A 12,641-nucleotide genomic window follows, 5' to 3' on the forward strand; every position below is an offset into this window, starting at 1 on the left:
CGCGCGCGATGAACCGCCTGAAGAAAGGAGTCTTTATGACTTTTAGAGTTGCCATTCTTGGCGCCGGCCCTAGCGGCTTGGCACAGTTACGTGCTTTTGAGGCGGCCCGTTGCGACGACGCTGAATCCCCCGAGATCGTTTGCTACGAAAAGCAGAGTGACTGGGGCGGTCTGTGGAATTACACCTGGCGCACCGGTTTAGATCTGTATGGCGAGCCCGTCCATGGCAGCATGTACCGATATCTCTGGTCAAACGGCCCCAAGGAATGCCTGGAGTTCGCCAATTACAGTTTCGAAGAACACTTCGGCCGGCCGATTCCTTCCTACCCGCCACGCGCCGTGTTGCGAGACTACATCATCGGCCGCGTAGCCAAAAGCAACGTGCGACAGCACATCCGTTTCAATACAGCGGTGCATTGGGTTGCCTATGACGAGAGCACCGGCAAGTTCGCGGTCACCGTGCGCGACCTCAAGCAAGACCAACTGATCACCGAAGAATTCGATCACGTAATCGTCGCCACCGGGCACTTCTCGACCCCCAACGCGCCCTACTTCGAAGGCTTGGAGCAGTTCCCCGGTCGCGTATTGCACGCCCATGATTTCCGCGATGCATGCGAGTTTCAAGGTAAAAACTTGCTGCTGGTTGGCAGCAGCTACTCCGCAGAAGACATCGGCACGCAGTGCCACAAGTACGGCGCCAAGTCGGTTACTTTCAGCTATCGCACCAAGCCTATGGGCTTTGATTGGCCGGAATCTTTTGCCGAAGTACCGTTGCTCACCCATGTGGTCGGCAAGACCGCACATTTTAAGGATGGCACCAGCAAAGAGGTCGACGCGATCATCCTGTGCACCGGGTATCGGCATCACTTCCCGTTCCTGCCCAACGAGCTAACGCTGACCACGCGCAACCGGCTCTACCCGGAAGGCTTGTACAAAGGCATCGTGTCTTTGGCCAATCCGAAGCTAATGTTCCTCGGCATGCAGGATCAGTACTACACCTTCAACATGTTCGATGCCCAGGCCTGGTATGCCCGGGACATTATGCTTGGCCGCATCAAGCTGCCAGCAGAACAAACCATGGCCAGTGACACCCGTGAATGGGTGGCTCGCGAAGAGCAAGTGGCCGATCCCTTTGAAGCCATCGACTATCAAGCCGCCTACATACTCGACCTGCTTGAGCCCACCGATTACCCGCCTTTCGATGTTCTCGCCGTGGCTGATATCTTCAAAGAGTGGGAGCATGACAAAGAAGCGGACATCCTCGGCTATCGCAACAAAAGCTACCGCTCCACGCTGACCGGCACCATGGCGCCCGTGCATCACACGCCGTGGATGGATGCGATGGACGATTCACTGGAAGCCTTCCTGCACGGCAAGCAATCGAAGCCTGCAAAGGTATCTACATGAATCAGCCAAGCCTGAGCCAGGCACGGTCGCGCTTCACCACCAGCAGCATCCGCTGGGGTTTTACGTGGGCATTGTGGTGCGCCGTGCTCTGGGGGGCTTGGTATGTGCCAGGCTCCGCAGTTTGGTTCGAAGCGCCCTATGTAGACCTGAGGTACGACACCAATGCCGAGTTCCTGTTGGCAGCAGCAGTGTTGACAACCTTCAACGCCGTTGCTGTGTTGTTCTTCCTGTTCGTTTGGAACGGGGTACTGGGCAAGTGGGGAGAGTACGTTCGCACCATCAAACAGATGCGTTACATCTCTAAGTGGTTCTTCATCGGCGCCATCTTTGGCGGCCCGATGGCCATCTTTGGCTCGTATTTGGCGATCGGTTATATCGGTGGGGCTTTCGCGGCTATTTCCGCATTGATGTACCCCATCATCGGCGCAACGCTGGCCAGGCTCTGGTACCAGGAGAAAATCACCCGGCGCGCAGCCGTGGGTATTTTCATCATCTTGGCCGGCGGTGTGACGGTGTATGCACCCGGCATCATTGCTGAAGTCACCGGCACCGGTGACACCGGCTGGCTGGGCTATTTGGGCGGTGCAATGGCTGCTATTGGCTGGGGTGTAGAAGGCGCAATCGCCGGTCGCGGGCTCGATGTTGCCGACCCGGATGTAGGCATTACGGTGCGTTTTACCGCCGAAGTGCTGTATTGGGTCGCACTGATTTTGCCGGCCATCTATTTATTTACCGATCAACCGGTAGTCGAACTTGTTGTCGCCACATTCAATTGGGCCGCCATCGGCTGGCTGACGTTAGCAGGCGTGACTTTCGCCTTCTGCTACGTCTCTTGGTACAAGTCGTTCCCACTGATTGGCGTTGGTCGCGGGCAAGCAATTGCCGCGCTGTATGGTTTGTTTGCGGTGATCTTCCTCGCCGCCTTCACACTGAAGTTTCCCGAATGGAACTTCTTGGCTGGTTTGGTGCTGTTTGTGGCGGGCGGGTTTGTGATGTTCACCGAAAGTGATGAGGTGCTCGAAGTAGTACGCGCCGTATCAACCGACAGCAAAAAACCTAGCATCGCCGTTGATGCAGTTAACTCGTGATGATTGGAGCAGACCATGAATAAGCTGCATATGAAGGGCCGCATTCTCCAGTTGATCAACAATCAGCAGGACGTCGGCATCTGGGACTGGCAAATCACCGATGCGCTGATGAGTGAGTACGGTCTTAGCGGTGACTACTGGCGCGGCAACACTCGCGTCACCCTGACAGACCTGTTCTCCAGCGGCATCATCGAAAGTGTTGAGGAGAAGCTTGATGACCAGGCCTATTTTGGTGCCGGCCGAGTGCTGTTCAAGTTCAGGATTAACGACTTTGGTCGCCAACGCATGCGCGACACTGCGCTGGCCTGATGGTTGTTGCCACTTACTATTATTAAGGAAGCACTATGTCTGATTTCTGGGGTTTTCCGGGGGCCGACATGCTCGCAGTCGCCCTTATTATCGTGCTCAGCAGCATTGCGCTGTATCAGGCGCGGACTTTTGTGACGAAGCTGTAGTTGTATGCACGTTAAATAATGTTAAGCGCGCCCGCCGAAGTCACCTTGCGTGATTAAACGGGCGCCCACTGTGTGGCAGCAACTCAGTAATCTCAATCGCCCGCAGCGTCTGCAGGCGATTGAGGACATATTTCAAGTACGCATACGGATCATGTCCATTGAGCCGTACCGACCGGATCAAACTCAAGATCGCAACTGCACGTTTACCGCTGCGTAAAGAGCCCGCGAACAACCAGTTCGAACAGCCGAGCACTCCCCTCTCCAGACGACCGATAAGATCGAGTACGGAATCATCCCTGGCATCTTCCCAATTTCACACGATCGCCGTGTTGGAAGAAATTGATGATCCGCCTCTTCTCTTCGACCTGAAATCCTGTGGCGGTATCTACAGCCCAAATTTTCGACACGACCGATTGGATGTTCCCCAACCGGCCACTGGCCTAGTCGATTACTGGGTGCCTGGTTTCCTCATAGGAGTGACAAATTGCTGACTCGACCCGACAAAGATGCGCTACGTGCAATGCTCGAATCGCAAGTTCAAGAAAAGCTAGAGCACGACCCTGATGCGGTAACGACTTATGCAGCACAGCCTGAACCCGAACGGAAGCCATACACCAGTAAGCCCACGGTTCAGGACAAGGCTTTTCACAAAGAGTTAGAGCAAATGCGTGCAGATGCCGAAGCCGATTTCACTGGCCTGGCATTCGCCATGGCTCTGAAATGGAGCTGGATGCCGAGCAACTTCAGGTGTTGGTGTTGGGCCTGCCATGGCAGCGCGCGGGCTCCGACGGCGCGATCACACTGCTTTAGCGGCTGCCATTAGCCTATCGGTCTATCGCCGCGAATAGGATGACGGCCAGAATCGGGGGGACGGGGTGGTGGCAGCGCTGGGGGGATGCTATGCATCTGTTTTTTACCAAGATGGTTAGGGCTGGTTCGATGGCACTGAGATTGTCTTGTATCGCGCGGTTGCATACTTGGGCCGCTTCACGCGAGCCAACCCCCTGCTACTATTTCTTAGAGACTTCCCTCGAAGAGATCGCCATGAAGCGCTTTCGCCAAGAGGCGCGTTGAGGACAAAGCACTGATCCGGTGCTGTCGTCGTGTCTTTGTCCACAAACCCGACTTGTATCAGTAGTTAGCACTGCTGGAAGGTCATCTGGCCACCATCGACGGCAGCAAATTCAAGGCAGTTAATAAACCCGAACGTTTTTTACGAGCACCTAAACTGAAGCGAGTAATGGAAGAAATTCAATCAAGCATCAGCCGTTACTAGCCACGCTCGATAATGCCGATTGCGGCAGGCAAATTTCTTACTCGGCGGGTGAACAATGTCCCTTCCCATAGAGCAGTACGCTATTATCGGCGACGGCCACACCGCTGCATTGGTAGGTCGTGATGGTTCGATCGATTGGCTGTGCTTGCCCTATTTTGACTCGGGCGCCTGCTTTGCAGCCCTGTTAGGTGATCCAGAGCACGGGCGCTGGGCGATTGCCCCACGCGATGAAACCACTTCGGTAAGTCGCCGCTATCGCGAAGGTACGTTAATCCTGGAAACAGACTTCGAGACCGCGTCAGGTGCCGTGCGCGTGATTGATTGCATGCCACTATTGAACGAGCGCTGGGATGTATTGCGCATCGTCGTGGGCCTGCGGGGACGAGTAGCCATGGGTATGGAGCTCGTCATCCGTTTTGACTATGGCTCGATCGTCCCCTGGGTAACACAGCAAAATGGCGCGCTGTTCGCGACTGCCGGGCCAGACACTCTCGAACTACATACTCCTGTTCACATACGCGGCGAACAGATGACCTCACGGGCCGACTTTGAGATCGGCGTCGGTGAGCGCGTGCCGTTCGTGCTCAACTATCGACCGTCGCATGAGCCAGCGCAGCACGCCGTCGACGCCGAAAGTGCGCTGGAACAAACCGAACTCCATTGGCAGAACTGGTCTGGGCTCTGTCGCTTCGAGTGCCGCTGGCAGGAAGCAGTACAGCGCTCCTTGCTCACGCTAAAAGCACTCATATATCAGCCTACTGGCGGAATCGTCGCGGCACCCACTACCTCGCTACCTGAGTTCCCGGGTGGTGTGCGTAACTGGGACTACCGTTACTGCTGGCTACGCGACGCGACCTTCACACTAAACGCTCTGCTACTCGCAGGTTATACCGACGAGGCTCTTGCCTGGAGCAACTGGCTGCTGCGCGCCGTAGCAGGCAGCCCGGCTGACCTGCAGATCCTGTACAGCGTGACAGGCGAACGCCGGCTGAAGGAAATCGAAATCGCATGGCTTCCTGGCTATCATCAGGCAGCGCCAGTGCGCATTGGTAATGCAGCGGCCGAGCAGTTCCAGCTTGACGTTTATGGTGAAGTGATGGACACCCTACATTTGGCGCGCGCAGCGGGGCAGGAGCTGCAACCGCATGCTTGGAACATCCAGTGTGCCTTGCTGAACTATCTTGACAGCCATTGGCAAGAGCCAGATGAGGGGATCTGGGAAGTCCGTGGCCCTCGACGGCATTTCACGCATTCGAAGGTGATGGCTTGGGTTGCCTTCGACCGAGGGGTAAAAGCTGTCGAACGTTATGGCTTAGAGGGCCCCGTTGAGATCTGGCGTCGCACCCGCGACCAAATTCATGCGCAAGTCTGCGAAGCTGGTTTCGATGTGAAACGTAAGTGTTTCATTCAGCACTACGGCAGTACGGCAGTCGATGCCAGCCTACTACTAATCCCGCTGGTAGGTTTTCTGCCGCCCGACGATCCTCGAGTACGATCCACGATCGCTGCGATCGAACGCGAACTTGTGGTCGACGGTCTGGTGCTGCGCTACCGTGTTGAGACCGCGACGGCCGTCGACGGCCTACCACCAGGCGAAGGTGCCTTTCTGCCTTGCAGCTTTTGGTTAGCCGACTGCCTAGCCGTGACCGGTCGTCAAGTCGAAGCCGAGGCACTATTCGAGCGTCTTCTCGCTTTGCGCAATGACGTCGGTCTGCTCGCCGAGGAGCTCGACCCTCGCAGCGGACACATGCTTGGAAATTTCCCCCAGGCCCTTAGCCATATGGCGCTGGTCAATACCGCGAGATTACTTTCTCTGGCGTCGGTACAGTTAGATGAATCGAGCCGCAAACGTGAGCGACTGGTCACCACGAAAGCCATGCCATCAGCACCCCGCAAATGAGGATTACAGACCAACTGGTTTTCGTACATGCCGTTCGTAAATGTTCTGAATCGCCACTATCTGTTGCCGCTTATCGAACGCAAGCCTGGAGCGCGTGCCGTTTGCCGATCTGCCGAAGCCATTGCTGCGTCTCAAGCGCGGCCTGAGACGACAACACAATGGTGACCGAGTCATGACGCAGGTACTGGCAGCGGTGCCCATCGTCGGGCTCGATGCCGTGTTGGTGACGGTGGAACTGGTACTTGAATCAGGCAGCCTGCGCGCCGACCACATCCTGAATGTACTGGCTCGACTTACATCGACAGCAGCCCCTCCGTCCGCCGAAACCAGCATTCAACTCAAGATAGCGCCTATCGCCAATACGGCGCGCTACGACCGGCTCCGTACCTCCGATGAGGAGACTCGCAATGCGTGATCTTATGGCGGAACTCAACGAACTGCGTCTACATGGCATGGCCAGCGCCTGGGAAGGAGCAGAATGTGGTGTTCATCGGCGGGCCAGGAACCGGCAAAACACACCTGGCCATGTCCATAATCACAACGCATAACATACGCGCGCGCTTTTTCTCCACAGTGGATCTGGTCAATCTGCTGGAGCGTGAAAAGTACGACGGCAAGAGTGGCCGCATCGCTCGAGGGCTGCTTCGGACAGACCTGGTGATACTCGATGAACTGGGGTATTTGCCTTTCAGCCAGAGCGGCGGCGCGCTGTTATTTCACCTGCTGTCCAAGCTGTACAAGCACACCAGCGTGTTCGGTGACGCCAAGATGACCACGGCGTTGCTGGATCGGCTGACACACCACTGCCACATCGTCGAAACGGGCAACGAGTCCAACCGCCTGCAACACAGCACACTGGCGCGCAGACAAAGATCAGATCACGTGAGCGAAAGCGCAAGGACGAAGATGATATCGAGGACGATGAACCGTTCTGATCTGCACCATAAACACCCTGCCGCATGCCGTTATGCGATGGGGCTTGATGACCGTTCAATCGGGACACTGCTGCTAAGCTTATCCACAACTGCTGGGACAAAAATCAGCAATCCGCCCTGGGTCAATTTTCAATCGGCAGGGTGGGTCAGTTTTCAATCAGCGCCAACACACACCATGTCTTGGCCTTGCGGGGCTGGGTAGATGACTTGGCCCGACGGATACCCAGGTACTCCCTTCCGACCCATTTGCTCAGCAACCCCCATCCGACGCTATTGCTGTGTCATCAGCAGCTGCTCCACCATGAAGCCTTTGTCTTTCAGTCGCTCCAGCAATGCTGCGTAGGCCTGCGGTTTTACCCGGTTCGTTCGCGACAGAATCCATAAGTATCTGCGAGTGGGCTCGCTGACGGCGACCAATTGGTATTGTTCGTCAATATCAATAATCCAGTAGTCCGCCCATACTGCTGGGAGAAACGACATCCACGCTGGTGCGAAACGCACCTTGAGCCTGGGAGAGTCCGGAGCACCCACTTGCCGACCAGTGGCGAGAGAAAGATGCAATTGGCCATCGCGTAATCGACAACGGTTGACCGCTTGCACCGTACCGTCGACCTGTAGATGGAAATCGGTTCGGGTGAAACCGGCGCACTTTTTCTGAATCCGGTTGGGAGTGCGGGCGATCTCGTACCAGGTACCCATGAGCCGAGGCAGATCGATGCTGGCGACAGGCTGCAACGGCAGACTGGAACTGTCTGCCTGACCGCCGGGAATAGCAAAACTCAATCCAGACCAAAGCAGGCTAGTAAAAAGGTAGAGAACTACTCTGCGCATAGCACTAACGCTCACGGTTGGCGGTCGACGATGCATTCCCCAATGCTATCGGAGAAATCGGGTGCACGGAGATTGGCCTCTCAGCTCAACGATAGGCTATAGCCAGCTCAATCAGAGAAAAACCGGCATCGGGTTCGGCCATGTGAAGCACAGACTTACCAGCGCAGCCAGCTTCGACCGAGTAATGCGCCTAGTAACGTCGGCACCAGCATGCCCAACAAGTACCACACTCCCCAAAATGGTATCTGCATCTCGGGGCAGCCAAGCAAGTAAGCAATCGTTGCCATTGAGCCTGCTAGTAGTCCACCGCAGGCTCCTGAGAGCGTCAGGTTGGTGGGTGCAAGACCGCGTAGCGCCCAAAAACACACCGATAAACCCAGGAATCGACAGCAAGGTAATGTTGAGCACGCATACCTTCCAGGTTTGGCCGAGAATGATCGCTACGCGGTCGTCAGGTGGGGCTACCAAGAGTACATCGATAGATCCTCGGCTTCTTCTCGGGTCTGATAGGAGGTCTTCAGCCGAACCTTTTCCTCATTGTCATAGAGATTGAAGCCTATAGGAGCAGTCTGGCAGTAGAAGCGCGATCCGTTTCGCATGGATCCCGTTTACGTTCGAATTGCAGGGACAACAACAAATCTCGATATCATCTTCACGCCCTTTAAAAGCCCCCTTCACCACTAGCGGCCATAAGCCGCCATCGCAAGCGACCGTTGTCAGTTTCCGATGAGGAACACGACCGGACATGAGTCGATCGGAAGCTTCGTAAAAAAGGCACGGGATCTACCTTTTGGGCGGCACTGCTCTCTCCCTCCGTATTCGCTGGCTAATATCTGAAAGATCAAAATGGTACATATGATTATTCATTTCATATTTAATTTTTTTCAAAGGGCAAATCTTAGGGGGTGAGAGCTCTGTGCTCGCCTATAATAATAATGTTAAATCATGCTGGTGAGCTCGGCTAACAAGGCATTGATAAATATAGATATTTTTTTTTGCCTTTGAGGTCGCGGGTTAAGAAATATTTCGTCGTGATGGTTTGGTGTCGTTAAGAGGTTTTGATATGAACGTCTTGTTGAAAGAACTTCAGGCATATCATCATGAGGTGGCTATAAAAATCACTCAGATCAAAGAGTTGCTGAGGAAGATGAGGCATGAATCCGAATCCGATGGTGCTGATGACTGCAAGCTGTTGTTCAAGATGCTGGAAGCCATGCATGGTGATGCAGAACGACACCACCATGAAAATGAAGAACTTATTAGGCTGGCATTGCTAGCGACTGAGGCGCCGATCCACCAACGGGTCAAGGATATCGAGCGAGATCATCAAGCATTTGGGCGCATTGCTGGACAGCTAAAGATGTTGGAGGACACAACTCAGGAAACGAGAGTAATTGCTGACACTATCGATGACTTTATCAAAAAATATTTCGATCATATGGACTCGGAGGAAAATATTTTCTTTCCGTTGGCAGATAACTGGCTGTCAGACGAGCAGTGGCAGGAAATAAAGCGTCAGTGGCATTAATTGGGTCTTACCGTAGACCTTAAAAATTTAGCTACTACTCAACCGCTAAAAATGAGATGTCACTCACTGGGGCTCTGAAAATGATCGACGCAGAACTGCTGAAACTGGTGGTTGAAGCATCCAACGATGGCATCGTGGTAGCAGAGCAGGAAGGCGACGAAAACATCCTGATCTATGCTAACCCCGCCTTTCAGCGCCTGACGGGGTACAGCGTTGACGACATCCTGTACCAGGATTGCCGCTTCCTGCAGGGTGATGACCGTAACCAAGCTGGTTTGACAGTCATCCGCGAGGCGTTAAGGAATCAGCTCCCCTGTCGCCAAGTCATTCGCAACTATCGCAAGGACGGCAGCGCCTTCTGGAACGAGCTGTCGATCACCCCAGTGTTCAACGACACAGATCAACTCACCTACTTCATCGGTATCCAGAAGGACGTCAGCGTCGAAGTTGAGGCCAAGGAGCGAGTGCGTGAACTGGAAGCTGAAGTCGCACAGCTGAAGACCCAGCTGGCTCTATTACAATCTAAAACCTAGATGAATCCGCACTTGATGGGTTAACGATCCAGTATCCACCCGTAAAAACGTCCCTGTTTCTGAACCAGGGACTGGTGAACTCTCAAGCAACGTACCACCCCCACCCTCGCAATCATCCGCCATAATTTGTGCACTGCCGTAATCGTAATCAGATGGTGCAAAAGATCATGGCCCATTCCAGCTATCCGGCGAGATGCCAATGGCCCGGCCTTCGGCCGAGTTTGGTGTATGCCGATGCCCTACGTCATCGAAAGACAAACGTGGTGCTTAAGGATGGCTGGGCTGCACGGATGTTCTGGTATGGAAGCACCTGAAAGTAATCGCTCAACCTGAGTCACTATTTCAACGCTGGCGGAGCTAGCATCCGGCTTAAGGCTAGCAAGTATCTGCGCGTTTGATTTCTTCGTTAAATAGTAGGCTCACTAAAAGACAGCAGTCCAAGCTAACGTCAGGGCGCCTTGTTTTCGATCAGACAATTACCGCCATCCACCACCAGCACTTCACCGGTGATATAGCTGGCTTCCGGAGACGCCAAAAACGCCACTGCAGCGGCAACCTCTTCTGGACGACCGGCGCGACCGATCGGAGTGTAGGTACCCGCGCGGTTTTCTTCTTCGGTCAATGCTCCCGTATCAATCCAGCCTGGTGCAACACTGTTGACGGTGATGCCCCGTTTACCGACTTCCAGCGCCAGGGCCATATTCATCCCCAGCATTGCTGCTTTTGCCGCACTGTAAGCCGACTCTCCTGGATTGCTTCCGCGTGTACCGGACGTCGAACTAATGTGGACGATACGTCCGTAACCGCGCGTCTTCATCCCAGGTAACACCGCACGAGTCAGCAAAAAAGCGGTAGTCAGGTTGCGCGCCAGAGATAGATTCCAGGTCGCCAAATCCATGTCCGCCACTTCGACGAAGGGTTCCGGGCTGCCGACCATAGCCATGCCGGCGTTATTGACCAAAATGTCGATATGGCCGAACTGCTCATGAGCCCAATCGGTCAGCGCTTTGACTTGCAATTCGTCAGTCAGGTCGGCTGCCATCGCCCGAGCGTCTATACCTTCAGCCTGCAACTCGGCGACACGTTGCTGAATTCGCGCACTGCTGGCAGTGATCAAGACTCGCGCGCCTTCGCGGCCCAAACGTCGGGCGATCGCTAGACCAATACCACGTTCACTGCCCGCACCGCTGACCAGAGCAACTTGACCTTGCCACATTGGAATCGCCATTTCTTATCCCTTTGTGATCACTCAATTTAATGCAACGATAGCAAAAAAGCCTATTAATGGCGGTACTCAACGGTTGGGACGTCCTGACAAAGATCCGGGCCGCAGGCGTAAGTATGCCAGTGTTGTTCCTCTCAGCTCGCGATGGCGTAGAAGACCGAGTTAAAGGGTTGGATCTGGGTGCTGATGACTACATGGTCAAGCCTTTTGCGTTCTCCGAGCTGCTTGCTAGAGTCCGAGTCTTGCTGCATAGAGCAGACCCTCCATCCAGTCAGCCCCATTTAGTAATCGGTGATCTTGAGCTTGACCTACTCAAGCATCAGGCGTTTCGAGGAGGGAAACGGATCGACCTAACGGCGAAAGAGTTTTCATTATTGGAATTTATGCTCCAGCACCGTGGTGAAGTTCTTCCAAAATCCCTCATCGCATCACAAGTTTGGAATATCCACCTTGAGCGTGGCACCAATGTCGAAGTTGCTGTGCGCCCTGACGAAGTCAGTTAACCTTAATCGAGTTTTTAACCTCGCTGACCGCTGAATCATTTAACGGCATTCATGCGCCTACTGACAGTTTGTCTGCGCCCTCCTTCGGCAAAATGGGCTCCGCTAGTTTGCTGCCGAGACGGGTTCTGATACCTCGACAAGCACACCTTCCTTCAATTTGAAGTGAAAGTGGGCGTTTACCGGTTTCGACCACAGGTCTTTGTCCTGCATTTCACGAGCGAACGTTGGAACACCAATAGTGACCGTGGCGGCGTAAACACCATCACCAGCTAAGGGGCTGTTTTCAGAGTAATGCAAACCACTGCCGCCCCACATCGGCGGTAGAATCGTTTCTACGCTCTTTCCATTGGCTTTGTTCGTCGCAGCGAAGGTAACCGTGGAGTACGGGAGTCTCGTCTTGGTTGCGTTGTCCGTCACCTTGATCTCAATATGATACCGCTCGTTCTTTGCGGGAACATGTTCACTCCACTGAGCAGGTGTTCCCATCTGCATCCACATAGCTTCGGCGCCCTCAAGCTCCAACTGGATTGTCAGCCCGTCGTTGATGACTCTACCTATTAGAACTGCGCTTTCCGTTGGATCTTTCGGTGAGGTGAGCGTCTTGATCTGCGGCTCTTCCGCTTGCGCAAGGCATGTGGCGACTGGCAGTGCTATTGCGAATCCTAAAGCGAACAGCAACTTTTGGGTGTTTGTCATCTCAACTGCTCCTGGCTGAGTGAAGCTATCGCGGATGCAATTTCCAACGCCAATTAGATCTCACTGTCGTTTCCACCAATCACCTTTGCAATAGCATCAATGGCTAAGCTCATCTGCAAGCCCTTTGAATAGCTACGTTGGTACTTCACTCTAGCCCATGGACTGCCTACTGCCGGTTAGCTGTCAGAAATGTAATATTTCAAACAGCGAACCAACGCTGCTCTCGCATAGGCTTTCGATTGCCGACCTCTGGCCCAGGCTGTGT

General features: G+C 54.3%; 10 protein-coding genes and 5 pseudogenes. 10 read left to right on the forward strand and 5 right to left on the reverse strand.

Annotation, left to right across the window (positions count from 1 at the left end):
- Positions 1–35 precede the first annotated feature (35 nt).
- From RHP74_RS15145 to RHP74_RS15155, 3 genes are read left to right on the forward strand one after another with little or no spacing between them, the layout of a single operon-like run.
- The gene (locus RHP74_RS15145; RefSeq protein ID WP_311100289.1) at positions 36–1,406 is read left to right on the forward strand and encodes an NAD(P)/FAD-dependent oxidoreductase; all 1,371 of its coding nucleotides are present in this window, start codon (positions 36–38) and stop codon (positions 1,404–1,406) included.
- Positions 1,403–2,494 carry a DMT family transporter gene (locus tag RHP74_RS15150; protein ID WP_311100291.1) on the forward strand — a complete coding sequence of 364 codons (1,092 nt, stop codon included), beginning with the start codon at positions 1,403–1,405 and terminating at the stop codon, positions 2,492–2,494. The genes RHP74_RS15145 and RHP74_RS15150 overlap by 4 nt, the downstream gene beginning before the upstream one ends.
- Positions 2,495–2,509: 15 nt before the next feature.
- Entirely contained in the window at positions 2,510–2,803 is a 294-nt protein-coding gene (locus RHP74_RS15155; RefSeq protein WP_311100293.1) for a hypothetical protein, read from the forward strand.
- Between the two features lie 186 nt (positions 2,804–2,989).
- Here RHP74_RS15155 and RHP74_RS15160 read toward each other — a convergent pair.
- Positions 2,990–3,199, reverse strand: a pseudogene (locus RHP74_RS15160) (transposase domain-containing protein); the annotation flags it as partial.
- A 234-nt stretch (positions 3,200–3,433) separates the two neighbouring features.
- On the opposite strand from RHP74_RS15160, the gene RHP74_RS15165 reads away from it, so the two are divergent.
- From RHP74_RS15165 to RHP74_RS15180, 4 genes and pseudogenes are all read left to right on the forward strand, one after another.
- Positions 3,434–3,772, forward strand: a complete 339-nt coding sequence (locus tag RHP74_RS15165; RefSeq protein WP_311100295.1) for a hypothetical protein — start codon at positions 3,434–3,436, stop codon at positions 3,770–3,772.
- 508 nt (positions 3,773–4,280) lie between these two features.
- Positions 4,281–6,125 carry a glycoside hydrolase family 15 protein gene (locus RHP74_RS15170; RefSeq protein WP_311100296.1) on the forward strand — a complete coding sequence of 615 codons (1,845 nt, stop codon included), beginning with the start codon at positions 4,281–4,283 and terminating at the stop codon, positions 6,123–6,125.
- A gap of 51 nt (positions 6,126–6,176) precedes the next feature.
- Positions 6,177–6,540, forward strand: a pseudogene (locus RHP74_RS15175) (IS21 family transposase); the annotation flags it as partial.
- Between the two features lie 59 nt (positions 6,541–6,599).
- A pseudogene (locus tag RHP74_RS15180) lies at positions 6,600–7,060 on the forward strand (ATP-binding protein); the annotation flags it as partial.
- A gap of 270 nt (positions 7,061–7,330) precedes the next feature.
- Here the strand turns inward: RHP74_RS15180 and RHP74_RS15185 are convergent.
- Both RHP74_RS15185 and RHP74_RS15190 read right to left on the reverse strand, forming a co-directional pair.
- Complete coding sequence (locus tag RHP74_RS15185; RefSeq protein WP_311100298.1) at positions 7,331–7,891, reverse strand: lipocalin family protein; 561 nt, start codon at positions 7,889–7,891, stop codon at positions 7,331–7,333.
- A 155-nt stretch (positions 7,892–8,046) separates the two neighbouring features.
- Positions 8,047–8,353, reverse strand: a pseudogene (locus tag RHP74_RS15190) (DUF1109 domain-containing protein); the annotation flags it as partial.
- Between the two features lie 601 nt (positions 8,354–8,954).
- Here RHP74_RS15190 and RHP74_RS15195 point away from each other — a divergent pair.
- Positions 8,955–9,419, forward strand: coding sequence for a hemerythrin domain-containing protein (locus RHP74_RS15195; RefSeq protein WP_311100300.1), 465 nt, complete (start codon positions 8,955–8,957; stop codon positions 9,417–9,419).
- Positions 9,420–9,499: 80 nt separating this feature from the next.
- Entirely contained in the window at positions 9,500–9,952 is a 453-nt protein-coding gene (locus RHP74_RS15200) for a PAS domain-containing protein (RefSeq protein ID WP_311100302.1), read from the forward strand.
- Positions 9,953–10,400: 448 nt separating this feature from the next.
- Here RHP74_RS15200 and RHP74_RS15205 read toward each other — a convergent pair whose 3' ends face one another.
- Complete coding sequence (locus RHP74_RS15205) at positions 10,401–11,180, reverse strand: SDR family NAD(P)-dependent oxidoreductase (protein WP_311100304.1); 780 nt, start codon at positions 11,178–11,180, stop codon at positions 10,401–10,403.
- A 50-nt stretch (positions 11,181–11,230) separates the two neighbouring features.
- Here RHP74_RS15205 and RHP74_RS15210 point away from each other — a divergent pair.
- Positions 11,231–11,680, forward strand: a pseudogene (locus RHP74_RS15210) (response regulator); the annotation flags it as partial.
- 102 nt (positions 11,681–11,782) lie between these two features.
- On the opposite strand, the gene RHP74_RS15215 reads toward RHP74_RS15210, so the two are convergent.
- The gene (locus tag RHP74_RS15215) at positions 11,783–12,376 is read right to left on the reverse strand and encodes an iron transporter (RefSeq protein WP_311100306.1); all 594 of its coding nucleotides are present in this window, start codon (positions 12,374–12,376) and stop codon (positions 11,783–11,785) included.
- Positions 12,377–12,641 lie beyond the last annotated feature (265 nt).

The sequence above is a fragment of the Pseudomonas sp. SG20052 genome (genome assembly GCF_031766055.1).
GTDB lineage: Bacteria > Pseudomonadota > Gammaproteobacteria > Pseudomonadales > Pseudomonadaceae > Aquipseudomonas > Aquipseudomonas mandelii.

What these genes read in the sequence shown, in the direction of transcription:
- RHP74_RS15215 (WP_311100306.1), bottom strand. Translation starts at nt 12,376, where the DNA reads ATGACAAACACCCAAAAGTTGCTGTTCGCTTTAGGATTCGCAATAGCA.
- RHP74_RS15185 (WP_311100298.1), bottom strand. Translation starts at nt 7,891, where the DNA reads ATGCGCAGAGTAGTTCTCTACCTTTTTACTAGCCTGCTTTGGTCTGGA.
- RHP74_RS15200 (WP_311100302.1), top strand. Translation starts at nt 9,500, where the DNA reads ATGATCGACGCAGAACTGCTGAAACTGGTGGTTGAAGCATCCAACGAT.
- RHP74_RS15150 (WP_311100291.1), top strand. Translation starts at nt 1,403, where the DNA reads ATGAATCAGCCAAGCCTGAGCCAGGCACGGTCGCGCTTCACCACCAGC.
- RHP74_RS15195 (WP_311100300.1), top strand. Translation starts at nt 8,955, where the DNA reads ATGAACGTCTTGTTGAAAGAACTTCAGGCATATCATCATGAGGTGGCT.
- RHP74_RS15170 (WP_311100296.1), top strand. Translation starts at nt 4,281, where the DNA reads ATGTCCCTTCCCATAGAGCAGTACGCTATTATCGGCGACGGCCACACC.
- RHP74_RS15145 (WP_311100289.1), top strand. Translation starts at nt 36, where the DNA reads ATGACTTTTAGAGTTGCCATTCTTGGCGCCGGCCCTAGCGGCTTGGCA.
- RHP74_RS15205 (WP_311100304.1), bottom strand. Translation starts at nt 11,180, where the DNA reads ATGGCGATTCCAATGTGGCAAGGTCAAGTTGCTCTGGTCAGCGGTGCG.
- RHP74_RS15155 (WP_311100293.1), top strand. Translation starts at nt 2,510, where the DNA reads ATGAATAAGCTGCATATGAAGGGCCGCATTCTCCAGTTGATCAACAAT.